Genomic DNA, 25,983 nt, shown 5'->3' with positions numbered 1-25,983 from the left:
TTATGTTTTAGACGTGAATTAAGTTTGTAGAACGAACCGGGAAGAAATTCGTAAGGTCACTTAATTCACGTCTAAAGATAATGAATGTAATTTGCGCTATTTATTTTTCAACAAAAGTTAGTTTGTCTTTGTAAAGCATTGGTCGGCTTTCCATTCCTTGACACTTCCGGATACTAACGTTGCATGGTTATTGTTTCCTGAACTGTCATACAGAATTTCGTCTTTACCTTCCTCGACCGGACCTTCATCCATTTTCCAGTAACCGACAAGATTGGAGTTTACAGTGACTGGACCTGCCATGTTGTTTTGGATTTCAGACTGCGTGAGAGCTTTGTTCCAGAGTCGTGCCTGTCCCATCATGTGCTCATTTATCGTATTGGTGTTGAAGAATGCAATGGATGTGATAGGAACAGGTATGCCGCTTGCTTCAACGTCTTGTACTTTTTCTCCGTTGGCATAGAAATAACATTTCACTTGGTCGTAGACAAGAGCGACATGTGTCCAGGTCCGTTTCTGGAAGGAGAACTTGTTGAAGAACCCTTTGTTATTTTCGGCTTGCGTTCCGAAGATATTAATCTGCATCTGGTCTTTGGTAATCTGGTTGTTGGCATTACCCAAACGAATGTAGAAGGCAGAACAGTCGATAACACACTGGTTGTTGTAATTGAAGCCGTCCATCCACAGCCAGAATTCGATTGTGAAGTTTTCTACCGAAATAGTGTTTACATTTTCCGACTTGAAGCCACCTAGAGTACTCATATAAGGTGTATACTGAGTCCACGGCTTGTCGAGTAACAAAAGATATTTGGAACCCAGTTTTTCTTCGGGGACACTGCCGTCGCCTATCACTCTGATGGGCAATGCATATTTTACGCCTTCTGCCGCGTCATAAGGGCTAATGGTCACAACAGTCGGTTGAGCCATTGTCTTGCCGCTTGCGATGGTCACTTCTTTGTTGAATGAATGTTTGTCCGCCGGCAATAATGAATAGTTGGCCAGCGTCTTTTCATTGTACTCGTTCAGTATGGTTTCATCCACCACCAATGTGGCGTTGACGTCTTTAGACATGATGTCGGCGATGCGGACCGTAAAATCTGTTACTGTCTTTTCACCTACATTGACAGGCACGCTCTTTACATTCTTGAAAGCAGCTTCATTGATGTAAATGCGGTTTCCTATCGGGTCATATTCTTCCTTACAACCGGTTAAGGCTAACAAAGTCAATAATCCGGCAAATAATGTATATGCTTTATTCTTTCTCATAATATATTATTTTTTAGCTGGGTTCATTATTTGGATAGCTTGGCGCAAGTATTTGTAATTGTTGGAGAATTCGTATTCCATGTGGAATGTACCCAGTCCCCCTTTGCGTCCTTCAACAGGGTTCCAGTAAGCCATTCCGAGCAAGGAAGGCATTTCTCCTCGTTCCGGGTCACGGAAAGTAACTCCACCGGTTGCGGCCCAACTTTCAAAGTTTTCCGTTACGATGTAACGTTCGGGACCTATATATTCTTTTATCCAGTCGAACCGTTGTTTTAATCTTGTGGCGGAAGTTGCTCCGTATGCTTGCGATACTGCATAATTGGCATATTTCCAACCCTCTTCCGAGATGAGATCTACAAAGCCGTCTACAATAATCAACTTGTCCGGACCTAATCTTTGACGCATTTCCCTTAACAGGGTAGTCATGTTTTCTTCTTTGTACAGCAAGTCTTTGCTGGTACATTCGTGGTCGAAATCAATTCCGTCATAGCCGTATTTGTGTATACTGTCGGCTATCGCTTGTGCAGCTTTCGGAATATTTTCCGCTACGTTCTCGAAGTTACCGGGAAGATTGGCCATGTTGTGTGAGAATAGGGTGAATGTAACACGTGTTCCCAACACTTCCTGAACATATTTCAGGTCGTCTTTCTGGAATTGCGTCAGACTGCCGTATGATCCCCAGATAGAAACGATATCTACACTGTCCGGAATACTTTTCAGACTGTAGTATAACGAGGCTGCCCCTTGCGGTGACCAGCTTCCGAACCATCCGAATGTGAGGGGGTGATCACTTTTTTTATATTCCCTGAGTGCTGCATAATATTCTTCAGACAGCGGTTCAGGTTCGAAATTCTTGGTTTCCATTTCAGTCCAGTCATCGCAGCTATGGAAATTCATAGCTATGAGCATCACAAATAATAGGTTGAATATATTTTTCATATTGTTTATTCTTTGGTAATTTATCCGGTTAATCCTTCTTTGCCCACCATAAATCAGTAGCATCCGTATCCTGTCCGTTCGACAAGAAAGTACAAGCCTCTGTAACGTTGGCTCCATTACTGTTGTATTCATCTTCCGAGAAACGCAGACGGCGTTGCTGGCGTTCTTTAGTGACACCTTGTGTGGAAAGGTTGTCATGTGCGGGGAATACAGCCGGATATCCGGTGCGACGGAAGTCAGCCCAAGTTTCGTTTCCAATCGGGAAGTTGGCAATCATCTTTTGTGTCAGGATGCGTTGCAGGTTATCTTCGTCTGCATTAGCACCTGTCTTATCCCAAGCTACCGTTAATTTGCATGGGTTTGTGTAGTTGTAGGCAGCGTTCAACGGACATATGTAATCAGCCGGTACGTTCGTATTGTTGGCAATGTATGCATCGGCACCTGATATTCCGTGCTCGTTGAATGACAGGCGGATACCTTCTTTGTAGAATTCTTCTGCCGTTCCGCCCATGTTCCACTTTTTCAGTGCGCCTTCAGCCCGTAGGAAAGCTACTTCTGCTGCGTTGAATATCAACATGGGAGTTTTCGTTTCTACTTTGACGGTAGAATAGGTTGAGAACATACTGGTGGTAATACCTTGTATGCCGGAGCGCACGCCGATATAATCATAATCTCCGGATGCGGATGATTTAGTAAAGTAGGCTTCGCAACGAGGATCCTGATATCCGTTCATAAAGGAGACGATGCAGGCATTGGCACGAACCTCCCCCCAAGAGTTCACACTGGCAAGACCATTCTTATAGTTCGTTGCAGTGATGTTGTCGTAGGCGTCGCAGTCGTTACTGTCCATCACTCCGTATGGATGCGATACGGCTTCTTCTGCTTTTTCCTGTGCATATTCGGGTACTGCATTACTGATGCGGATAGCGATACGTAGTTTCAGGGAATTGGCGAATTTAATCCATTTCTTATAATCTCCCTGATAGATACGGTCTTCTGTGGTCAACTCGTTAAAGGACGGGTCGGTATTCATCAATGCGGTGAGTACGCCGATGCTGTAATCCAAATCGTCCATCATTGCTTTCCATGCAGTCTCTTCATTATCGTATCCTACGGAGTATTGTCCGCTTTCAACTTTTGTGTAAGGAAGCGGACCTTGCATGGTAGCTATAATCTGCATGATATATACCCGCATGATTTTAGCTAATGCATAATAGTGTCCCGAGGCTTCGCTGAAACGCTCGATGGAGAAATAGTTGGGGTAGAAATTTTTGAAATACCAGTCAACCGACCATTTATTCCAGTTGTCGTCTACATTATAAGTATAGAAATGTTGCGACCGGCTCCAACTGCTGGAAGGAGTCAGCATGCCACCGAACGGACCTGCCCAGAAAGTGATGTTACGTTGGGCGGGGTTCTCTTCGGTAGAAGACATACACGTGATAAGTTGTGCAAACAGCAGACGGGAGTTCAATGTAGGTGGCTGATACTGATTGGTGTTGAATTCCTCAAATTTTCCCGTACAATTACACATGAGTACTGTCAATAGTACCGAACATATTATTTGGGTTACTTTTTTCATAATTCTTTTTGTTTAGAAATTGAGTTTTACGCTAAATCCGAGATTACGTGTAGTGGGCTGCATAAAGTAGTCATAACTTTGATAGTAGTTCGACTGTGTTGATGCGGTTGCTTCTGGGTCGAAAGGTGCCTTGCAATAAATCATCCAGAGATTCTTACCTACTAATCCGACGGTCATTCTTAGTTTGTCACGGAACCATTCTTTAGGCAAAGTGTAGCTCAGGCTCAATTCCGCCAGACGCACATTGGTGGCGCTGTATGTATAATATGCAGCGTATCCTTTCACAGTGTCAAAGTATTTTTCCGTATCTACATATCCATGATTGATAGGCACGCCACCAGTATCACGGTAGTTGGCAGTTACTTGTGAAACTCCGTACTGGTCAAGCACACTTTGTGTACCGGACAAGGCAATACCACCGAAACGAGCAGTAAGCGTCATACCCAGATTGACACCTTTGTAAGAGAAGTTGTTGCTCCATCCCATGTTTGTCTTCGGCAGGATCGAACCTAGTTTGAATTCGTCTACCGATTCGATTTCAATCTTTCCTTCCTGTGAAACAAAGACGTTACCATTACCGTCTCTCTTGATACGGTGAGTAGCATATACGTCACCGATAGAACCGCCTTTGTATAATTTTACACGTGCATCGAGATTGCCTAATTGTCCCATATCGTAATTATCTTTGGTAATTGGCTCTCCGGTCATCGGGTTAATGGAACCTTCGGTCAGCTTGATAATTTTATTCTTGTTCCAAGAGAGAGTCAGGTGGCTGTCCCATGCAAAACCGTTCCACTTGTCGCTATATCCTAATGCCATTTCTATACCTTCATTGCGGACATTACCACTTTGGATATACGCTTTGGAGTATCCGGACGAGATAGATAGGTCGGCGGTGAAAGTCTGGTTGATCGTGTTCGACTTATAATAAGTCAAATCGAAAGAAAGACGGTTGTCCAACCATTTTGAGTTCAGACCGAATTCCCATGAACGGGTCTTTTCCGGTTTCAGGTTACGCATCGGGTAAATGGATGTGGAAGACCATTTACCGGAAGCTATATTGAATTCGTATGTCGGACGTGTGATGAAACGCTCGAAAGAAGTACCTACTTCTGTATATGAACCGCGCACTTTCAGGAATGAAATCCATTCGGGTAGTCTGGCCATGCTGGAAATGACACCGGACAAACCTACGGATGGATAGAAGAAAGAAGATGCTTCGGAAAAGGCAAGTTGTGATTCCCAGTCGTTACGTCCGGTAGCGGTTAAGTAAAACATACTCTTGTAGCCGACTTCCGCATTGATGAAAACACCTTGCGACTGCTGGATATATCCCGATTGGATTCTTCTGTATTTGGCAGATGTGTCAATGTTGTGTACGGCAAAGAAGTTATAAATACCTTCCAGGTTACCGCCATGACCTATCTGCTCTTCTCTTTGGTCGTTGATAGAAGCTCCGATATTGGCATTTACGGACCACATGTTTTCGTTGAATGATTTGGCAATGTTCAGCATGATGTCACCGTAGAAACTGCTGTACTCTTTGCGGTTGTCATAGTAACCACCATAATCGCTGGCAAACTGCTCGATAGTAGAAGCGTAGCGCTTATCGGTGGAACGCATATCTGTTTTGTCATATTTCAGACGACCGGTAATGTCAATTCCGTCGATGATGTTCCATTTCAACGATGCATTGGTCATGAAACGTTTCTTTTTATTCTCACGGACAATGCGGTTCATGGTCCAGTAAGGATTTTGCAGTTCCATACTTTGAGTTTCGTACGGCCAGTATTGTTCATAAATGCCCAAACCTTCGTTGTAGCGTTCGTACATACGGATTGCATCGAAGTTTTCTCCGCGTGGGAACAGGTATAAAGCGGTAAGCGGGTTGAAATAACGTCCCTGTGCGGTCATATTTCTGTCATTCTGGAAAATCAGGTTGGCACCGAAGTCCAGAACCAGTTTGTCGTTCAGGAAACTAGCGGTATTGCGTCCTGATACATTATAACGTTCGTATTTGTTGTTGGGCAGAATACCGTTTGAGTTAGTTGCCGAGACGGAAACATACGTCTGGTTTTTTGACGTACCAGTAGAGAGCGATACCGAATTAATGGTATTTACACCTGTGCGGAAAAACTTTTCAGGGTCATAGTTGCTGTTCACAAGGTCACCCCAGCTGGCGAATACTCCATCTTTATTTCCATATTTACTTTGCATTTTGGGTAACATGGTGGGAGTAGAGAAAGTAGTACTGCTCGATACACTGATATTCGTTTTATCTTTTGTTCCTTTCTTGGTGTTGATAAGTACTACACCGGAAGCAGCAGCATTACCATAAAGTGCCGCTGCAGCGGGACCTGTCAGCATGTTGATGGACTCAATATCTTCCGGGTTGATATCCGCAACGGCGTCACTACCAGGCTGGTCGGCTGTGATACCCGTATCGGTCCCTTCGTTCACAACGTTGAACATCGGAATACCGTCGATAACGTAAAGGGCATTATTAGATTTGGTAATTGACTTCACGCCACGCATTACCACACGCGCTGCAGAACCCGCACCGGATGCCGAAGAATTGATTGTCACACCTGCAACCTTACCATTCAGCGAGTTCATAAAATTCGCATCCTTTACAGTAGTGATATCGTCAGAGCTTAACTGTTGCACATTGTAGCTCAACGCTTTCTCCGAACGTTTGATACCCAAAGCGGTTACAACCACCTGCTCCAGTTCAGTTGCTTCTTCCGACAGGACGATGTTCAGTCTCGTCTGACCGTTGAAAACAATGTTCTGTGTCTGATAACCGATATAAGAAACAGTCAGCACATCACCGACGTGTATATTTTCCAAACGGAAATCACCGTCAATAGAAGTAATGGTTCCCTGTCCGTTTTTAGTGGAGATGGAAGCTCCGATAACAGGACCGGAGGAATCATTTATTACACCCGAAACGGCATAGGATTTCTGTTGTTCCGTTCCTGATTTTTTGATAAACAAAACAATCCGTTTGTCTGTAATCCGATAATCTATGGAAGTGTTTTTCAGTAAAGAGGTTACGATTTGATTAATATCATTCGATGTCATCTTTATTGACGTCTTCTGATTAGTGTTGATGTCACTGTTGTAAAAGAAAGAATATCCACTTTGTTTCTCAATACTTTCGATTACTTTGGCAATGGAGGTATTCGTAAAGTCTAGCTTGACATCCCGTTTCACGGTCTGTGCGAGAGCAAAATAGGGAATCATTAAAAGTAATATTGCCAAAAAGAGGTCTTTTTTGAGCTCTTGTGTGGAAGTGTGGCAATATTTTTGATAAGAAATTTGGTACTTTCTTAAGTTTGTCATACTTTTATAAATTAGAAATTAAGGATTGTGACGATGGGCATCGTCATGATTTTTGCAAAGTCTCAGAAGCGGGAAAATATTGGTACTATTTTCTCGCTTTTTCTGTGTTTTTTACAGTACTATGTCATAGGCTATTCGTTTTTTAAGTTTTACAATATGGGCTATTTTAGTATTATATTTTTTCCTTTTCGTTCATACTTGAACGGGGTGCTTATCTGCATTATTTTTAAAATAGACTCAAGCGGCTCATTGGTATAAAACTCTCCAGTAAAGGATTTTCCTATCAGCTCATCATTCATGATGATAAATTTCACATTAAACAGTTGTTCCAGGCGTTGGCAGATGTCGAGCAAAGGAGTATCTGACAATACCCATACATTCTGGGTCCAACGTATCTCACGGATGGCATTGTTTAATTCTGTGAGCAGCATATTTCCGCTGTTAACATCGTACTTCAGTTGCTGACTGGGTTTCATTAACATCTGTTTCTTTTCATTGCTTACTTCAATAGAGCCTTCCAGTAAGGTCGCTGTAATCTGCGGAGACTGCGAACTGGCATTTACAGTGAACTTTGTTCCCAACACTCTGATCTTTAATTCACCGGCACGTACAATGAATGGATGTTTCTTATCATGCTTTACATCAAAGTAGGCTTCCCCTTCCAGAAAGATTTCTCTTGAATCGCCCGAAAAATGCTCCGGATAAATCAGCTTGGAATGATTGTTCAACTGAATCATGGTTCCATCGGGCAATGGCACTTTCTGTACGATCCCACTGTTGTTGGTCTTTATGATGAACGAAGGATCTGTATCCAACATCATGTACAACCACCCGCTCATTGCAATTAACAAAGCCACCGTAGCTGCTGCGAGCCATATTCGGTACTGCTTGTTACGGCGGCGGAAAATGTCAATAGAGTTGCTGTCAGTTTGGATTCGTGTCATCAGCCGGGAGAAAGACTTTTCTGCTGAGTGTTCTTTACTTGGTCCCGGAGATCGCAGTTTGATACCGGCAATCAACTCATCCATTTCATTTGTTTTTTCTTTTTCAATGCGCATTTTTTTCTTGTTTTCTAAAGCTTTATACTATATAGAAAACTCAAGTGGTAAAACTACTAAAAGGAAAAAGAACTTTTTTTTAAAATTTTTCTAGAAACGGTTTTATTGATTCCTTTATTTTAGCTTTGGCGAGTAAAAGCTGGCGTTCTACGGTACAAAGTTTCACGTTTAAAGCCTCTGCTATTTCGCGATGATTCATTTCATCTTCTTTCGCCATTTGAAAGATGACACGGCAACGTTCGGGCAATGAGGAGATTGCCTGTTTTACTGCTTGATGCAATTCTTTGTAGGATAATTCGTCCAGAGGATTCTGGGTAGTGATGTTTATTTGCAGTTCGGTCTCAGGGAGATCATCCCTTTTGGAGATATATCCACTTTTCAGTACATTGAGGCATCCGTTGCGTACTGCTTGATAAATGTAAGGGTGAAAATTAGGGATAGCCGTAAGCATGCTTCTGTCTTTCCACAAAACAAAAAATACGTCTCCTATAACGTCCTCGCACGCAGCTTCCGAATGAAGAAACAGCATCGCGAAATTGAAAAGGCGGTCGTAATAATGCATATATAACGTACGAAAAGCTTTCGAATCCCCTTCAGATACTAATTTCAGTATCTCTTGTTCATTGCTTATACGTTGTTTATTACTCATAGATTTTTCTCTTCTGGTAAAAGATTGTGGTTTGGCGTACAAAGAAACAGACTTTATTTTGTTTTTCCTAACGTTTTTATGAGTGGTGTTTGTTTTTTCTCTGTTATTGAGAAAACTTTATGTTGATTTTTGGAAGTATTATAGTAATTATTGAACATCTATTTCTATTTGTCATGCGTATTTTTGTGATCTAAATTCATTAATTATCAATCATTATGCTAATGCTAAGAAAAATTGTATTCTTCTTTTTTTTGTTTGTAGGGTTATCGTTATTTGCACAACAAAACTATATGGTGAGTTCTTATGTGCGGGGTAATTTCTACAATCGCGGACGTATTTCTACTGAAAGTCTGCGGGCGAGTGACGACCTTATTTTCTTGAATGTTCATCCTGATAAAGATGGATCGCTTTCATTCGAGAACCCACGTGCATTTCAGGGAAAGGGGGTGACAACTTGGGAAGGATTGATTAAATCGGTTCGTGCAAAAGTAAAAGGAACAAAAGCGAAAATACGTTTAGGAGCTTCCAGTGGTGAATGGAAGGCAATGGTGGCTGATGAGACTGCTCGTACGGCATTTGCAAGAAACATAAAGAAAGTGCTGGAAAAGAATAAATTGGATGGCATTGACCTTGACTTTGAATGGGCGGAGAATGAGAAAGAGTATGAAGATTATAGTCTGGCTATCGTGAAGATGAGGGAGGTGTTGGGCGATAAGTATATTTTCAGTGTTTCTCTGCATCCTGTTTGCTATAAAATTAGCAGGAAAGCTATTGATACAGTTGATTTTATTTCACTTCAATGCTACGGTCCTTCGCCGGTTCGTTTTCCGGTAGAGAAATATGATTCGGATATTCAGATGGTATTGAAGTATGGTATTCCCAAAGAGAAACTGGTAGCGGGAGTTCCTTTCTATGGTGTGACAAAGGATAATTCAAAGAAGACAGAGGCTTATTTCAGTTTTGTACAAGAGGGATTGATTACTGAGCCTGCACAAAATGAAGTAATATATAAGGGAGAGAAATATGTGTTTGACGGACAGGACAATATCCGTACTAAGACCCGTTATGCGATGGAGCAAGGACTAAAAGGCATGATGAGTTGGGATTTGGCCACGGATTTGCCGCTGGATGATTCTAAATCATTGCTCAAAGTGATGGTTGAAGAATTAAGGAAATGACCTCCCCTACAGGTCGCTGAATTTCCTATTGGGAGGTATCAGAAGAGATTCTTCATTATCGTTCTGAATAATAGAACAACATGAAGGTAGATTCTACTTCTGATACATCTCCCTTTCTCAAGATTGTTTAATTTGCTTCAGGTAATCTGAAGGAGAGAGCCCAAATTCTTCCTTAAAGCATTGACGGAAATATCCCGTACTGTTCATTCCTACTTTATAGGCTATTTCAGAGATATTGAACTTCCCTTCAAGCAGCAAACGTTCTGCATTCTCCATTTTCACTTTTCGGATATATTCGTTGGTCGAGAGTCCCGTAAGTGCTTTCATTTTTCGGTAAAGAGTGGAACCGCTCATGCACATTTTATCAGATAGATAGTTAATATCAATCTTCTCTGAAGAAAGGTTTTCTTCGATTAACAGGGTAATTTTTTCAATAAACTCATTATCTAATTTGCTCAAAGCTTCGGCAATTACTATACGCTTTTCACTTAAATCTATTTGACTCCCCGGAGTAGATTGCGCCTGGAATTGGGCTACTAACTTTTTCCTTGAATCGAGCAGATTATTGATTCGGCTACGTAGCAGAGAAGCACTGAAAGGTTTCGTCAGGTAAGAATCGGCTCCTACTTCATATCCTTCTTCTTTATCTTGCAGAGAATCTTTGGCTGTCAGCAGGATAATAGGAATATGACTGGTGCGCACATCATCTTTTAATTGCTTACATAAAGTGATGCCGTCCATCACAGGCATCATAATGTCGCTGACTACAATATCGGGGATACGGCTAAGAGCTTGTTGCTTACCTTCTTCTCCGTTGTTGGCCGTGATTACCTCAAACGAGTCGGTGAAGGATTCAACTATATATTTCTGTATTTCTTCATTGTCTTCTACAATCAATAGGATTGGTTTACTGGTATCTAATGTCGCTTCTTGTGAATATTCCAGTTCCGTATTCTGGTTCATCTCTTCTTGAACCGGTTCCGTTGAGTCTGCGTGTAAGGCATTGGGGTAGATATTATCCGTCAGTAAACTGATATAGAACGTACTTCCTTCATTTTGGATGCTTTCTGCACGAATTTCCCCTTCATGTAAGGTGACGAGATTCTTCACCAAGGCCAGTCCGATACCTGTACCGGATGCCTGATGCTTGCCGCTTTCCTGATAATAGCGGTCGAAAATATGTGGCAGGGCCTCGGCGGAAATTCCGTACCCTGTATCACTGACTTTTATTTCCGTATAAGCTACCTCATTACGCATGGTCTGATGCAAACTTAGCGTTACGCACCCTTGTTCTGTATATTTGATAGCGTTGGAAATCAGATTGTCCAAAACAATCGTGATGATTTCTTTATCGAAGAAAAGAAACATTTCTTCTTTTTCTATCTGAATCCGGAAATCTATTTTGGTATTTTGATTTAATTCTTTGTATTTAAGCCCTATTTCATAAATCAGAGGGGCAATGTTTCCTTTGCTGACACACAATTTCTTGTTTTGTGTCTCCGTCTTTCGGAATTCCAGTATCTGATTGATCAGATTGAGCAAACGTAGTGCGCTCTGATGGATAACTGATAGTTTCTGGGCTTGTTTTGCAGGAAGTGATGCCTCTTTCTGCATATCTTCGAGAGGACCGAGGATTAAGGTCAACGGTGTACGCAGCTCATGCGTGATATTGGTATAGAAACGTAAGCGTTCCTGATTTAACTCCTGTTCCTGCTCATGGTTTTTCTTTTCCAACGTATAGAGACTCTCCAGATCTAACTTCTTTTTGTAAGCATGTAAGATAAGATAAGTGATGCTGATAGATACCAAGATGTAGATAAGTTTTGCCCACCACGTCAACCAGAGAGGAGGATTGATGCGGATGGTCAGGGAAGTGGCTTCTTCCGGCCATTTTTGATTATGAATTCGTGCTTTGATAAGGAACTCATATTTTCCCGGAGGAATGTTTCGGAAAGTGACACTATTATTTTCGTTGACGGTATACCAGGAATTTTCGAGTCCTTTCAGCATATACACATATTCTACCTGATTGACAAGTGAGTAGTTTTGTACATTGAATGTCAATCCGAAGCTATTTTGTGCATGACTCAACTCAACGTTTTGTCCTTTGGAGAGATTGATAATCATGTCATTGTTTTCCAGATTACTCAACCGTCCCAGTATTTTCATCTCTGTGACAACTGCTGCCGGGGCCGGTTGTTCATTCATAGTAATGTCTGGATTGAAACAACATACTCCATTGATAGAACCGAAATAAATCTGTCCATTCTTGCTTTGTGTGACACAACTGCTTGAAAAACTTCCTGCCGGAACATCGTCAGAGTGGTCATAGTTATAAAAACAGCCTTTATTCGTGACATAACAACTGATACCTTTATTATTGCTAAACCAGATATTCCCTTTTTTATCTTCTGTTATGGCACAAATATTCGTATTGATCAGCCCGTCTTTCCGTTGGTAAGTTTTGTAATTCAGCTCATCAGTCGATAGGAAACAAACTAATCCTTCCCCCGTTCCTATCCACATTCTTTTTTGTTTATCCTGTATGATCTGATTGATGGTGTTAGAACAAAAGCCATCTCTTTGAGTGAACGTCTTGATTTTCTGTAAGTTCGGGGTGTATATACCAAGTCCGTCTCCGAAAGTTCCAATCCAAAAACGTCCTTTCTCATCTTGAGCTATAGAACGTATAAAATCACTGTGCAGTTCGCTATTATCTGTATTGTAATGTTGGATAATTTTCATGGTGAGAGGATTTAATACAACAATTCCTCCACTATATCCAACCCAAATGTTATGTTGGGCATCTTCATAGATCGTACGGACGTCTAGATTAGATTGTCCCATGAGGGAGATGGAACGGAATCTTTTATTCCGGCTATCATAATAGCTGATTCCTCCTTGGTAGGAACCGAACCATAAATTCCCTTTTGAATCCTGTAAAGAAGCTAATATAAAATTTGAAGGAATATCTCCACTCTCTTTCTTATAAATGGCAATCCGTTTCTCTCCTTCAAATACATTAATACCTCCTCCGTCTGTTCCGATCCAAATCCGTCCTTGTCTGTCCATACAAAGACTGCTGGCTACTTTGTTGTTCAGGCTGTTTTCATTGTTTGGAATCGGGGAATAGCTTAATGTGGTGAACAAAGGAGGTTTGCTACTAATAAAGTTGATGCCTCCTCCCCATGTTCCTATCCAGATATTGTCGAAAGAATCCTGAAATATACATCGAGCGCTTGCATTAGAGAGGCTTCGACTATCATCACCCTCCTGTATGTATTCAATAGAAAGCTCCTCTGGTGAGAGAAACATACCTTGCTTCAGGTTTAATATGGCAATGCCATTGAGCTCTGAAGCAATCCAAAGTCTATTATCTTTTAATTGCCGGATGGATAATATGCGACTGCATAAAGTAGCATACTTGTCATTCTTGTTATTTCTGAATGTGATAAAGTTATCATTGGCAGCATTATATAGAGCCAGTCCATTATTCGTTCCTAACCAGATGTTGCCGTTTGCATCTTTTATGATACAAAACACATCATTACCGGGCAAGCTTGTCGGATTTCCCGTTTCATTCTGGAAATTCTTTACACTTTTGTCTTTGAGAGAAAAAATACTGAATCCGCTTCCGACATGGCCGATATACAAATTGTTGTCTCCTCCGTCCAATACTGTCCATGTCTGATTGGAGGGCAGACTAGGCACCGTACTCCTATTATAATGTGTGAATTGCCCGTTATTAATATTTAGATATTCTATACCTCTATAATAGGTGCTGACCCATAAACCATCGTCGTTTTGGGTGGAAGGAGAGATGTCCGTTACGTCATTTGTAATCAGGCTGTGTGGATTTTCCGGGTTATGTTGGTAGGCAGTAAATGTTTGTTCGTCATAATTGTATGCATTTAGTCCGTCTCGCTGAGTGGCTATCCAAATGATGGGACGTTTGGAATCAGCATACACCCGGTTGAGTTCGTTGCCGGTGATTCCCTGATTGTTATGTGGCAAATCATTTTTATAATAAGTAATGAAGCGGGTACCGTCAAACTTATTAAGTCCTTCTTCTGTAGCAAACCATAAAAAGCCTTGTTTATCCTGTGTAATACTGACTACATAATTGTTGGATAATCCTTGTTCTATCCCCAGTTTTTTTACAGAATGAGACTGGGCTGTCAATTGAAGAATAGACAACAAGGATAAAAATAAAGTAGAAGCAATGTGTTTTTTCATAACTCGTGCTTATTTGTTTCAATTACCAGTTCAAAAATAAGAATAAATATTTTATTTAGAGTGTGTAAATCGTGCAATGAATGATTTGCATAGCTCTTCTGCATGATTTTTGCTTAATTGATTTATATCAATACTCTATATTTGCATCGGAAAAAACAACAAAAAATGTTTAATCTTTAAATTCTAATTTATGAGGTATGTAAGAATCTTATGCATGTGTGTCATACAGTTGCTTCTGTCAGCTGCAGCATTTGCACAAACACAAGTTACAGGACATGTGGCCGATGTGAGAGGAGATGATATCATTGGTGCCAATGTTACTGTCAAAGGAACTTCTAATGGAACCATTACGGATATCGATGGTAATTTCACAATTAATGTAGATAGTAAAAATGCCGCGTTGGCAATTTCGTTCATCGGTTATAAGACTAAAGAGGTGAAGGTGGATGGAAAGACACATCTTCAAATCGTTCTTGAAGAAGATACGGAAACCTTGGATGAAGTTGTGGTGGTGGGTTATGGTACACAAACCAAGAAAAGTCTGACCGGAGCCATCAGTGATGTTAAGTCTGATGCGTTGACGCGTTCTGTTTCTACGACTACTGCGGGAGCTTTATCCGGTAAGATAGCAGGTGTGTCTACGCGTGCTGTGGATGCCCGTCCGGGTAGAGGCATTAATCTTGAAATTCGTAATATGGGTAGCCCCCTGTTTGTAATCGACGGCATTCCTTACGGAGGAATGAACAGCCGCGACTGGTTGCAGGCATCGGATGTTTCCGGTAGCGATGTGTTTAATGCTCTGAATATCGAGGATATCGAGAGTATCACTGTCTTGAAGGATGCTTCTGCTGCTATTTACGGTCTGCGTGCATCAAATGGTGTAGTTCTGGTAACTACCAAGAAAGGTAAAAAGAATGATAAAGTAAGCATCAATGTCAATGGATACTATGGTTGGCAGAATCTGACCCGTTTCCCCGAATTGGCAAATGCAGGACAATATGTAAGAGGTTTGGCCGAAGCAGCACAGAATAGAGGTGAAGATCCAAGCAAATTATATAGTCCCGAAGAACTTGCTAAATGGGAAGCTGGTACCGAACCGGGATATAAGAGCTATGACTATTATGATATGGTAATGAGAAAAAATGTGCCTCAATACCACATCAATGCGAATGTGACAGGTGGCTCTGAAAAGACCAACTATTATCTTTCTGTAGCTCATACCGGACAAGATGCGATGATGCCTGACTTTAAATATGAGCGTACCAATCTTCAGTTGAATATTGATACTAAGATAACAGACCGTTTTACAATAGGTGCACAGATTAGCGGTAAGTATGAAAAGAGTGAAGACGTAGGTTTGCCGGGTGGTGACGGTTATTATTCGGCTATATTGGCTATGTTCAAAATGCAGCCTATCGAAAGCCCTTATGCCAATGATAATCCGGAATATATCAATAATGTACATGAGAATGGTTACAATCCGGCTGCATTCAGTCGTGACATTGCCGGTTACAAAGATAATTTGACTCGTAATGCAAATATCAATGCTTATGCGCAGTATGATTTCTCTTTCGGTTTGACTGCAAAAGCTACGTTCTCGTACAATTACACCAATAGCCGTTTTGACGGTTATCAATATGCTTATCAAATTTATACATACGATAAGGAGAAAGATGCTTATAACGGGACACCTGCTACAGGACGTTGGAGAAATCAAATAGATCGTAGTGTGCCTGCGCGTTATATGCAATTGCAATTGAATTATGCAAAACAGATTAAAAACCATAATATTTCGGCGGTTTTGGGTTATGAAGCCTCCGATTATGATTGGACTAAGAAAACTTATGGTACAGAACCTTCTACTGACTATCTGCCGTTATTGCAGTTTGATGAGCTCAACAGTTTCGCTGATGAATGGAGTTACGAAGCGCGTGCCGGATGGATTGGGCGTATCAATTACGACTTTGCCCACAAATATCTGATTGAATTATTGGCTCGCTATGACGGTTCTTATCTCTATGCAGCAAATAATCGTTGGGGATTCTTCCCGGGTGTATCTATAGGTTGGAGAATCTCGGAAGAGAAATTCTTTGAAAAGTTGAGACCTGTTGTAGATGATTTGAAGATTCGTGCTTCTATTGGTCAGACAGGTACAGAAAAGGATGTAAAACTGTTTGATTACTTGAGTGGTTATACGTGGAATAATGGTAATGCTGTATTGGATGGTGAACTGGTGACCGGATTGAACCAGAGAGGATTACCTATTACCAACTTATCCTGGACGAAGAATACAACATCGAATATCGGTTTTGACCTGACTATGTTCAATAATCGTTTGAAGGTAACCGCCGATGCTTTCCGCAAGGATATTACCGGTGTACCGGCTGCCCGTTATGATGTATTGCTTCCGAGTGAAGTGGGATATACATTGCCTAATGAGAACTTGAACAAACAAGCATATATCGGTGCGGAAGGTATGGTTACATGGACCGACCATATCGGTGATTTGAACTATACCGTAAGCGGTAACTTTACTTTCTCACGTTACAAGAGCATTGAGACTTATAAACCGCGTTTTAATAACTCTTGGGATGAATACCGCAATTCTGCGGAAGGTCGTTGGGGAGGTATCTATTGGGGATATCAGGTAATTGGCCAGTTCCAGTCGGAAGAAGAAATTCGTAATTATCCGGTAAATTTGGATGGCAATAATAACCGGACACTGCTCCCCGGTGACTTTATCTATAAAGATGTGAATGGTGATGGTATTATCAACAGTATGGATGAGCGTCCTATCGGTTATCCGGAAGGTTGGGCACCTATTATGTCGTTTGGTGGTAATATCGGTTTGGCATGGAAGGGGATTGACTTGAATATCGACCTTTCCGGTGGGGCTATGCAAGGATGGAGACAAAACTATGAATTGGCTAATGCATATCATGGAAATGGAAACTCACCGGTTTATTTATTGGAAGACCGTTGGCATCGTGCCGACTTGTACGATCCGGAAAGTGAATGGATACCGGGACGTTATCCGGCCATCCGTAAAGGTGAATTCAGCTATAACAATAAGAATAGTGACTTCTGGTTGCACAATGTGCGTTATCTCCGTATCAAGAATCTGGAAGTGGGTTATAGCCTGCCGGTACAACTGTTGAGACCGATTCGTGCACAGAAAGTACGTATTTATGCTAATGTTTCTAACTTGTGTTCGTTTGACAATGTGGGTAAGTTTGGAGTCGATCCTGAAATCACTGCCGCAGCTGCAGTGGTATACCCGCAACAACGTACATTCCTTCTTGGATTTAATATTACATACTAAAAAATGAACGCTATCATGAAAAGCAAATCTATAAAAATAGTTCTGTTGGGAGCCGTCCTTACTTCCATGTTATCGGGTTGTGGCGACAGCTGGTTCGAAAGAGATCCCAAAAATATTCTTACCAATGAGTTGGTATGGAACGATCCGAACATGATTAAATCACAGCTAGCCAATTTATATAATCGTATTCCACAGTTGCACGGTGACTTCAATACCGGTGGTATGTGCGAAACGGATGATGCTATGTACTGTGGCACGCTGGATCAGAATTATCGTAATGAATTACGTTATGGCAACGACTACGGACGTTGGTGGGATTATGGATTGATACGTGACATCAATATGTCTATTGAGAATATCGACAAATATGGAACAGATATTTCAGCAGATGCCAAGCTACAGTTCAAAGCTGAATTTCGCTTTATCCGCGCTTACGTTTATTTTGAGCTTGTAAGACGTATGGGTGGTGTACCATTGATTACAACTACTTTGGAGTATGATTTCAGCGGAGATCCTTCTTACTTACGTAATCCGCGTGCCAAGGAGCACGAAATATATGACTTTGTATACAGTGAATGTGAAGCAATCAAGTCACAATTGGGCAATAAAGGCAGTCAAAGTCGTGCCAACTATTACACTGCATTGGCATTGGAAAGCCGTGCTATGCTGTATGCCGGTTCTATTGCCAAATATAATGCGCTGAAGACTCCTAATATTGTAACGTCTGGCGGAGAAGTAGGTATTCCGGCTGATATGGCAGACGATTATTATCGTAAATCGTTGACAGCTTCGCAGGAAATCATTAAAAACGGTGGATATGAACTTTATGAGAAGGAGTCAGATAAAGGAGTGAACTTCTATAAGATGTTTGTGGACAAGACGCTGAATAAGGAGGCTATTTGGGTGAAAGACTATAAGAATCCTTTGAAAGTGCATAGCTTCGGTTATGATAATGTAGTTCATCATTTGAGAGAAGATAACGATAATTCTTCTTGCATCGGTCCGTCTTTAGGATTGGTAGAAGCATTTGATTATTTGGATGGAACTTCGGGGACCTTACATTATAAGAATGGTAATGACTATGTAGTATATGATACTCCGAGCGATATCTTTGCCAATAAAGATGCACGTTTGTATGGTACGATCGTCTATCCGGGCTCAAAGTTCAGAAATCAGGATGTGGATATTCAGGCAGGAGTAGCAGTATGGAATGATAAGACCGGTTCCTACGACTTACTGACAGACTCGAAATTAGGAAGTGCTTATGACGATGATAAAACTTTTGTCGGCCAGGACGGTCCTCAGACTAATAGTCCTAACGTGAGCAATACCGGATTTTATATCCGTAAGTTTATCAGTGAGGCATCCGGTTACACTCTCCGTAACTACGCTGAAAACTGGTGGCCTTGGTTTCGTCTGGGTGAAATCTATTTGAATGCTGCCGAAGCTGCTTTTGAATTGAATGACGAGCCGACAGCTTTACCCTACATCAACCGCTTGCGTCAACGTGCCGGTTTCCCGGCCAACAGTCTGACAAGCCTGACAATAGAAAAGATTCAGAACGAACGTCGTGTGGAACTAGCTTTCGAAGATCACCGTTATTTTGATATGAAACGATGGAGAATAGCTGATATCACCTGGAATGGAAATACAGATAACGATAAAGCGATCGTTTACGGTTTATATCCTTATCGTATTGCTAAACCAAAACCGGGAACATCAGATCAGGACAAGTACATTTTTGTAAAGACAAAATCCGAACGTTTCAAGGTGGCAAGAACCTTCCAGCAGTCTAACTATTATTCATTCATTGCTGATGATGTAATTAATAACAATCCGACGATTGTGAAGAATCCATTCCAATAAAAATAAGAGATTATGAAAAAGATTATACCTTTCTTTATTATGATATGTTGTTTGTTGGCAGTAAGCAGTTGCAGCTACGACAACTTTGAGGAACCTAAGGCTACATTGACCGGAAGAGCAATTTATGACGGTGAAGCAGTAGGAGTTAGAAGCGGAAGTTCAGAGTTTGCTTTATTCCAGGACGGTTATGCTTTGCATGGCTCTATTCCGGTGTATGTTGCGCAGGACGGAAGCTATTCCGTGTCCCTTTTCAATGGTGATTATAAATTGGTGCGTATGGGTAATGCTCCTTGGGAAAGACCTTCTAATGACACAATTTATATTACAGTGAAAGGAAACACTGTGCAGGATATTCCTGTGACACCGTATTTCTCTGTTAGAAACGTATCTTTTGCCAGAAACGGCAACAAGGTTACCGCACGGTTTACTATTAATAAAGTGGTTGCTGATGCCAATATGGAGAATGTAGGTATCTATCTGGGTACAGGTGTTTTGACGGATGAGAAACAGAAAGAAGCAGAGTTGAAGTTGGGTAATACAGTCTCACTCGGTCAGGAAAACACTGCTGAAATTGAGATCCCGAATGGTTTGATAAACGAATCCTATCTTTATGCCCGTGTAGGAGTCAAATCAGACAAATCATCGGAATATTGTTACAGTCAATCTATTAAAGTAGCATTGAAATAAATAGTATCAAGAGTGTAAATATCGGAGGGGGAGTATCACAACCTGATATTTCCCCTTTTTATCCAACTAATGAAAATATGATAGTACCTATTAAACGAACTTTGATTACAATCGGCTTGATGTTGGCAGTGACGCTGCCCGCTTTCTCGTTGTCTGGTAATCCTGTGTTGCCAGGTTTCCATGCTGATCCTGAAATTTTATATTCCAACAGGACTAAGAAATACTATATCTATTCTACCACAGACGGACAGCCCGGATGGGGTGGTTGGTATTTTACCGTTTTTTCGTCTGTTGACTTAAAGGATTGGAGGGATGAAGGGATAATGCTGGATCTGAAATCAGACCAAGTACCTTGGGCGGATGGTAATGCGTGGGCGCCTTGTATTGAGGAGAAGTTGATAGGAGGAGAATATAAATACTTCTTTTACTACAGCGGTCATCCGAAAGCAGGAGGAGGAAAACAGATCGGAGTAGCTACGAGCGATTCTCCCACCGGGCCGTTTGTTGATTTGGGACGTCCCATCGTAACGGATTCACCCACCGGGAACGGTCAGCAAATAGATGTGGATGTGTTTACCGATCCGGTTTCCGGGAAGTCTTATTTGTATTGGGGAAATGGTTATATGGCAGGTGCGGAGCTGAATGAGGATATGGTTTCCATAAAGAAGGAAACAGTCACAGTGATGACTCCCGTAGGAGGAACTTTGCAGGATTATGCTTATCGTGAAGCGGCTTATGTGTTCTATCGTAACGGGCTTTATTATTTTATGTGGTCGGTAGATGATACTGGCTCTCCCAATTATCATGTAGCTTATGGCACTTCAACATCACCTTTGGGACCGATTAAAGTGGCTGATAATCCTGTTGTGCTGATTCAAAACCCGGAAAAGGAAATATATGGTCCTGCTCATAATGCTGTTTTGCAAATTCCCGGCACTGATAAGTGGTATATTGTTTATCATCGCATCAATAAGAATTATCTGAAAAGTGATCCCGGTGTTCATCGTGAAGTATGTATAGATCGTATGGAATTTAATGAAGATGGGAGCATTAAGCAAGTAATACCTACTCCTTGATAATATCTTTCTTGATTTTGGTAGATGGTCAGGTTGTTTCAGGACGGAATTATATTGTATGATTTGAATAATGGAAGATTATAGATGAATAGGATTATAGGTAAAAAGAGAGTAGCGATTTTAGGTTTTCTGTTTGTATGTGTGGCGGGTGGATGTTCTCAATCTGTACCTGATGTAAGTTATCAGATAGAAACGGATAAGCCCTGTCAAACGATGGCATATTTCAGTGCTTCAGACGCTTGGAGTATGCAGTTTATCGGACTTTGGCCGGAGGAAAAACGCAACCAGGTAGCCGATTGGCTGTTCAGTACGGAGAATGATGCGAACGGACAGCCGAAAGGCATCGGCCTGTCCCTCTGGCGTTTCAATGTCGGAGCAGGTAGTGCGGAACAAGGGGAGGCTAGTCAGATCGCTTCTCCCTGGATGCGAGCCGAGTGTTTTCTGAATGCAGATGGAACGTACGACTGGAACAAGCAACAAGGACAACGCAACTTCCTAAAACTGGCAAAGGAACGGGGAGTCAATAAGTTCCTGGCTTTCCTGAACTCGCCTCCCGTACATTATACACAGAACGGATTGGCAACCAATACCGGTCGTGGAGGTACGGCAAATCTGAAGCCGGATTGTTATGAAAAGTACGTCCGTTTTCTGGCAGATGTAATACAGGGAGTGGAAGAACATGATGGCATCAAGTTCAACTACATCTGTCCTTTCAACGAACCGGACGGACACTGGAATTGGGTAGGACCGAAACAGGAAGGTTGTCCGGCAACCAACAAAGAAGTAGCTCATACTGTCCGTTTGTTAAGCAAAGAATTTGTAAGCCGGAATATGGATACGCAGATTTTGGTGAATGAATCTTCCGATTATCGCTGTATGTTCCGCACTCACGAAACAGATTGGCAACGGGGTTATCAGATTCAAGCCTTTTTCTGTCCGGATAGTGTAGATACCTATTTAGGAGATACTCCGAATGTTCCCCGCCTGATGCTTGGACATAGCTATTGGACAACGACTCCGTTAAGTGAATTACGTAATATCCGCTGCCAGTTGCGGGATACCTTAGATAAACATCAAGTGGGCTTCTGGCAAACGGAGACTTGCATCATGGGTAATGATGAAGAAATTGGTGGTGGAAATGGTTTCGACCGTACAATGAAGACAGCGCTCTATGTGGCACGTATCATTCATCATGATATTGTGTATGCCAGAGCTGAAAGCTGGCAATGGTGGCGTGCCATTGGCGGTGATTACAAAGACGGACTGATTCGCGAGTACACTACTGACGATAACTTCTTGGATGGTAGAGTAGAAGATTCTAAATTGATGTGGGCTTTAGGAAATTATAGCCGTTTTATCCGTCCGGGAGCAGTCCGGCTATCCGTTTCGGCTTTCGATCAAACAAACGCTTTCATCCCTGATGGCGATACCGATCAGCAAGGATTGATGTGTTCTGCTTACAAAAACGTAGATGGAACGTATGTGATAGTCGTTATAAACTATGCCAATGAGGAAAAAGAGTTTTCTATTCATAAAGAAAAAGTAGGAAATACGCAATGGCAGATTTATCGTACTTCGGATAAAGAAGGGGAAAATTTGCTTCCGGTGAAGACAGTGAAAAGTGGAAAAACAGTTCAGATTCCGGCGCGTTCTATTGTAACGCTTCAGAGCAAATAATTAAAAACGGCTTTATATTTTTATTTCTTTTGAAAGTTGTACATTTGTGTGTCCGTCCATTGCTACGAAGGTAATGGACGGACACAATGCATAAATAAGGAGGCATTTTATGGACAATAGAGGAGAAATTGTCATTTATCAGACGAAGGATGGGAAAACTTCCATTGATGTAAAGTTGGAGAATGAGACGGTGTGGCTCAATCAAGCTCAAATGGCGGAATTGTTTCAAACGGATAGAACTTCCATAGTGAAGCATGTTAATAACATCTATAAGTCGGAAGAGTTGGAGAAAGACTCAACTTGTGCAAAAATTGCACAAGTTCAGATGGAAGGGAATCGGACTATCAAGCGTCACATTATTTATTATAATCTTGATATGATTATTTCTGTCGGTTATAGGGTCAATTCCATGCGTGGCACCCAATTCCGTATCTGGGCGAACAAAATCCTGAAAGACTACCTGATTAAGGGTTACGCCATTAATCAGCAGGTCAAAGCTGCTCAACTGGAAGACCTGAAGAGCACCGTACGCCTTCTTTCTAACGTCATCGAACACAAACAATTGACGCTGGATGAGGCCAATGGACTCTTGCGTGTGATTACCGATTACACTTACGGTCTGGATACACTGGATAAATACGATTACCAGCAATTGGAAGTAGACTCCACGACTCCTACTGAAGAATTTCGTGCCACCTATGAAGAAGCAATGGAAGCCATTCACCTTTTGCAGGAAAAGTTCGGAAGCAGTGATTTGTTTGGAAATGAAAAGGATCAGTCGTTCAAAAGCTCTATCAACACCATTTATCAGACATTCGGTGGAGAGGAACTTTATCCAAGCATTGAAGAAAAAGCCGCAATGCTTTTCTACCTTGTCGTAAAGAATCACTCGTTTAGTGACGGTAACAAGCGTATTGCCGCTTTCTTGTTTCTTTGGTTTCTGGAGAAGAACGGTATATTATATAAATCCGATGGTTCGAAGTTGATTGGAAACAATACGCTTGTGGCACTTACGTTGATGATTGCCGAAAGCCGGACGGAAGAAAAGGACGTGATGGTGAAGGTAGTAATCAATTTGATTAATAAGAATAATTGAATTTAGGTCTTATTAATGAGTGATATAGATAATGAGAGATACCTCGCTTCAAGGTGTCTCTCATTCTACCATAAAATAGGTTATTTTTTGGGGGGAAATTTATTATCAGGAATACCATTTTGCTGACGTCAGCAAAATGATCGGCAGTGTCTTCTTGGGCACTTTTTTCATACTCTTTACTTTATTGCTGTATAGTATTTGCTTCATCCTCTTTTATCTCCGCCTTGCCATAATATCCCGGCATCGGCATGTAAATCGGATTATAATAAGTATTGATATTCTTCAACTTCTTCTCCTCCTCTTTCAGCCGTTTGATTTGCCGTGCGGCAGTGGTAGGGGTAAAGCCGCACAATCTTTGAAAGTCGCGACGGGTTAATACAGGGTTGCTCTTGAAGTAGTTTGTCAGCAATTTGTCTATCTCGTCATTTGAAAGGACAGCCGAATGGGGTTTCAGTTTACTTCGCTCCACATGAACAACACTGACTGACCTTTTCAGTTTGGCATCCGCTTTAAAGCTGATGTTGGCTTTGAGTTTTATCTGATTCGCTTTTAGTTTGGGCGAAGTGATAGGTTCTTGACTATTCAGCTTTATCTGGAAATAACCGATGCCATCCAGATGGACGCTTTGTCCTTCCCGAAGACGATCCCCCATAAAATGACTTAGGGATTCGAGAACTGACTTTACATCCCCTTCAGTTAGAGAAGTTGCTATCTGGATTTCTTTTGCCAGATAGTCTGTGTCAATGTGTTGGAAGTTGACTACACGTGCGTGATACACTTCCTTACCTTCCTCATCCTTGGGACGGGGAGTCTTGTACAATTCAAATTGTATTGCCATTATTTACTTGTTTTTGCCTTATACATTACTACGTATTTTAAATTTATCGTTGTAAGCCTATAAGGACATTGTTTTTTTTGTTGTTGCGAAGCTAATCGATCATCTTCGGACTTAGAGGGAGGGTGTTATATAGCTGTTGTTTGTTTGCTATCAAGCGGCTTTTATAAGTTATCCTGCCTTTATTCTTGGACTAAGGCATAGGGATAGCTATCTTCCGGTGCCTTTATCATTAGTTTCCCACGGCCGTGGAGAGATCTCGTCATGGCTGTGGTAGTATCTTTCCACAGCCGTGGTAGGAATTCGCCACGGCCATGAAGAATGAACTATATCGGTAGCAAAGATAAACTATATCAGGGAGAAAAGCAAAGTATTCCTACTTGTTGTAGGTATTTATATGCCTTGTTCTATTTGATAGATATAGGGCAAGGGAGAATTAAACTATTTTACTGTGATAACAGTGGCATTGTCTGAAAAATATAGTTATATTTGTAGCGTGTCTTCGGGAGAGGATACGCTTGTTTTGTATTGGAGATAGTGTTTTTATTATCTATTGTGAGAAATCTGGTAAATTTAGCACCCGTAGATAATAAGTGACCGGTCTCCACGTCCATGTTGTATATATATTTGTTATATACCTCAACGGGCGTGGAGCTATTGCTTATTATTCGGGTACGGCCCACCAGAGCCTCTCACAGGATAGTACAGTAATAGTTTCCGCGCCTTTTTTATTGGCAAACGGGAACACATAATTAAAAAATGATAGTTATGAGTGACCTTACTTGTTCCTGTTCCTGCCTGATGAAGCACGATTTAGAACGCTCCGTCGACAAGCTTAGTTTTATGAAAGAAAACTGGCCTAGCTTTGCAAACATTGAAAGCGTAGACCAATTGTCAAAAGCTGAATTGCAGTGTTCTCTCTGTTTATTGAATATAGTGATAGACGGGCTGTCAAAAGATGAATTCTCATGTCCGAATAAAGAACTTATCCATTTGGTCATCATGTATGTGTATATACAGGAAAGGTTCGATTTATGTGAAATCAAAGAACTGCATACTAAATTGGTGATGGCTCCTGTGAAGAAAAGAAAGAAATGGCTCTCTAAGTCATAGCTATTCAGGTTGTCTTTGCAAAAATGTGATGAAAGTAGTGCTTTTTGCGGTGATAGGTGAC

16 protein-coding genes are annotated in these 25,983 nt (G+C 41.4%); 8 read left to right on the top strand and 8 right to left on the bottom strand.

The features are described 5' to 3' along the window. Window positions 1-117 precede the first annotated feature (117 nt). From AB3G73_RS15805 to AB3G73_RS15780, 6 genes are all read right to left on the bottom strand, one after another. A complete protein-coding gene (locus AB3G73_RS15805; RefSeq protein ID WP_148366851.1) occupies window positions 118-1,263 on the bottom strand; it encodes a DUF1735 and LamG domain-containing protein in 1,146 nt (381 codons plus the stop codon). Between the two features lie 6 nt (window positions 1,264-1,269). Continuing rightward, on the bottom strand, window positions 1,270-2,202 hold the full coding sequence (locus tag AB3G73_RS15800; RefSeq protein ID WP_148366850.1) for a glycoside hydrolase family 18: 933 nt from the start codon (window positions 2,200-2,202) through the stop codon (window positions 1,270-1,272). Window positions 2,203-2,230: 28 nt separating this feature from the next. Continuing rightward, window positions 2,231-3,784, bottom strand: coding sequence for a SusD/RagB family nutrient-binding outer membrane lipoprotein (locus AB3G73_RS15795; protein WP_148366849.1), 1,554 nt, complete (start codon window positions 3,782-3,784; stop codon window positions 2,231-2,233). A 12-nt stretch (window positions 3,785-3,796) separates the two neighbouring features. Then, window positions 3,797-7,129 (bottom strand): SusC/RagA family TonB-linked outer membrane protein, encoded by a 3,333-nt coding sequence (locus AB3G73_RS15790; protein WP_148366848.1) that lies wholly within the window; start codon window positions 7,127-7,129, stop codon window positions 3,797-3,799. Between the two features lie 161 nt (window positions 7,130-7,290). After that, window positions 7,291-8,187 (bottom strand): FecR family protein, encoded by an 897-nt coding sequence (locus tag AB3G73_RS15785; protein ID WP_148366847.1) that lies wholly within the window; start codon window positions 8,185-8,187, stop codon window positions 7,291-7,293. A 79-nt stretch (window positions 8,188-8,266) separates the two neighbouring features. Next, window positions 8,267-8,836 (bottom strand): RNA polymerase sigma-70 factor, encoded by a 570-nt coding sequence (locus AB3G73_RS15780; RefSeq protein WP_148366846.1) that lies wholly within the window; start codon window positions 8,834-8,836, stop codon window positions 8,267-8,269. 215 nt (window positions 8,837-9,051) lie between these two features. Between AB3G73_RS15780 and AB3G73_RS15775 the strand changes: the two genes are divergently transcribed. After that, on the top strand, window positions 9,052-10,014 hold the full coding sequence (locus tag AB3G73_RS15775; protein WP_367745219.1) for a glycoside hydrolase family 18 protein: 963 nt from the start codon (window positions 9,052-9,054) through the stop codon (window positions 10,012-10,014). Window positions 10,015-10,131: 117 nt separating this feature from the next. Here the strand turns inward: AB3G73_RS15775 and AB3G73_RS15770 are convergent, their stop codons facing one another. Continuing rightward, entirely contained in the window at window positions 10,132-14,250 is a 4,119-nt protein-coding gene (locus tag AB3G73_RS15770; RefSeq protein WP_320974754.1) for a two-component regulator propeller domain-containing protein, read from the bottom strand. Window positions 14,251-14,440: 190 nt separating this feature from the next. On the opposite strand from AB3G73_RS15770, the gene AB3G73_RS15765 reads away from it, so the two are divergent. From AB3G73_RS15765 to rhuM, 6 genes are all read left to right on the top strand, one after another. Continuing rightward, entirely contained in the window at window positions 14,441-17,572 is a 3,132-nt protein-coding gene (locus AB3G73_RS15765) for a TonB-dependent receptor (protein ID WP_342988008.1), read from the top strand. Window positions 17,573-17,587: 15 nt separating this feature from the next. Beyond that, window positions 17,588-19,438 carry a RagB/SusD family nutrient uptake outer membrane protein gene (locus AB3G73_RS15760; RefSeq protein WP_074637502.1) on the top strand — a complete coding sequence of 617 codons (1,851 nt, stop codon included), beginning with the start codon at window positions 17,588-17,590 and terminating at the stop codon, window positions 19,436-19,438. 12 nt (window positions 19,439-19,450) lie between these two features. Beyond that, complete coding sequence (locus tag AB3G73_RS15755) at window positions 19,451-20,125, top strand: DUF3823 domain-containing protein (protein WP_074556561.1); 675 nt, start codon at window positions 19,451-19,453, stop codon at window positions 20,123-20,125. Between the two features lie 77 nt (window positions 20,126-20,202). Then, on the top strand, window positions 20,203-21,201 hold the full coding sequence (locus AB3G73_RS15750; RefSeq protein ID WP_148366841.1) for a family 43 glycosylhydrolase: 999 nt from the start codon (window positions 20,203-20,205) through the stop codon (window positions 21,199-21,201). An 84-nt stretch (window positions 21,202-21,285) separates the two neighbouring features. Continuing rightward, the gene (locus tag AB3G73_RS15745; protein ID WP_367745218.1) at window positions 21,286-22,878 is read left to right on the top strand and encodes a glycoside hydrolase family 30 protein; all 1,593 of its coding nucleotides are present in this window, start codon (window positions 21,286-21,288) and stop codon (window positions 22,876-22,878) included. 109 nt (window positions 22,879-22,987) lie between these two features. Beyond that, a complete protein-coding gene (gene rhuM / locus AB3G73_RS15740; RefSeq protein WP_074556558.1) occupies window positions 22,988-23,974 on the top strand; it encodes a RhuM family protein in 987 nt (328 codons plus the stop codon). A gap of 181 nt (window positions 23,975-24,155) precedes the next feature. On the opposite strand, the gene AB3G73_RS15735 is transcribed toward rhuM, so the two are convergent. Beyond that, the gene (locus tag AB3G73_RS15735; protein ID WP_367745217.1) at window positions 24,156-24,812 is read right to left on the bottom strand and encodes an HU family DNA-binding protein; all 657 of its coding nucleotides are present in this window, start codon (window positions 24,810-24,812) and stop codon (window positions 24,156-24,158) included. Between the two features lie 765 nt (window positions 24,813-25,577). Between AB3G73_RS15735 and AB3G73_RS15730 the strand changes: the two genes are divergently transcribed. Next, entirely contained in the window at window positions 25,578-25,922 is a 345-nt protein-coding gene (locus tag AB3G73_RS15730) for a hypothetical protein (RefSeq protein ID WP_074556556.1), read from the top strand. The last annotated feature ends 61 nt before the right edge of the window (window positions 25,923-25,983 follow it).

Source organism: Bacteroides sp. L008, assembly GCF_040812255.1.
Lineage (GTDB): Bacteria > Bacteroidota > Bacteroidia > Bacteroidales > Bacteroidaceae > Bacteroides > Bacteroides vicugnae.
This window is presented reverse-complemented; position numbering and strand designations above follow the sequence as displayed.

Excerpts from the sequence above, each read along its gene's own strand:
- AB3G73_RS15805 (WP_148366851.1), bottom strand. The coding sequence starts at position 1,263 with ATGAGAAAGAATAAAGCATATACATTATTTGCCGGATTATTGACTTTG.
- AB3G73_RS15800 (WP_148366850.1), bottom strand. The coding sequence starts at position 2,202 with ATGAAAAATATATTCAACCTATTATTTGTGATGCTCATAGCTATGAAT.
- AB3G73_RS15795 (WP_148366849.1), bottom strand. The coding sequence starts at position 3,784 with ATGAAAAAAGTAACCCAAATAATATGTTCGGTACTATTGACAGTACTC.
- AB3G73_RS15790 (WP_148366848.1), bottom strand. The coding sequence starts at position 7,129 with ATGACAAACTTAAGAAAGTACCAAATTTCTTATCAAAAATATTGCCAC.
- AB3G73_RS15785 (WP_148366847.1), bottom strand. The coding sequence starts at position 8,187 with ATGCGCATTGAAAAAGAAAAAACAAATGAAATGGATGAGTTGATTGCC.
- AB3G73_RS15780 (WP_148366846.1), bottom strand. The coding sequence starts at position 8,836 with ATGAGTAATAAACAACGTATAAGCAATGAACAAGAGATACTGAAATTA.
- AB3G73_RS15775 (WP_367745219.1), top strand. The coding sequence starts at position 9,052 with ATGCTAATGCTAAGAAAAATTGTATTCTTCTTTTTTTTGTTTGTAGGG.
- AB3G73_RS15770 (WP_320974754.1), bottom strand. The coding sequence starts at position 14,250 with ATGAAAAAACACATTGCTTCTACTTTATTTTTATCCTTGTTGTCTATT.
- AB3G73_RS15765 (WP_342988008.1), top strand. The coding sequence starts at position 14,441 with ATGAGGTATGTAAGAATCTTATGCATGTGTGTCATACAGTTGCTTCTG.
- AB3G73_RS15760 (WP_074637502.1), top strand. The coding sequence starts at position 17,588 with ATGAAAAGCAAATCTATAAAAATAGTTCTGTTGGGAGCCGTCCTTACT.
- AB3G73_RS15755 (WP_074556561.1), top strand. The coding sequence starts at position 19,451 with ATGAAAAAGATTATACCTTTCTTTATTATGATATGTTGTTTGTTGGCA.
- AB3G73_RS15750 (WP_148366841.1), top strand. The coding sequence starts at position 20,203 with ATGATAGTACCTATTAAACGAACTTTGATTACAATCGGCTTGATGTTG.
- AB3G73_RS15745 (WP_367745218.1), top strand. The coding sequence starts at position 21,286 with ATGAATAGGATTATAGGTAAAAAGAGAGTAGCGATTTTAGGTTTTCTG.
- rhuM (WP_074556558.1), top strand. The coding sequence starts at position 22,988 with ATGGACAATAGAGGAGAAATTGTCATTTATCAGACGAAGGATGGGAAA.
- AB3G73_RS15735 (WP_367745217.1), bottom strand. The coding sequence starts at position 24,812 with ATGGCAATACAATTTGAATTGTACAAGACTCCCCGTCCCAAGGATGAG.
- AB3G73_RS15730 (WP_074556556.1), top strand. The coding sequence starts at position 25,578 with ATGAGTGACCTTACTTGTTCCTGTTCCTGCCTGATGAAGCACGATTTA.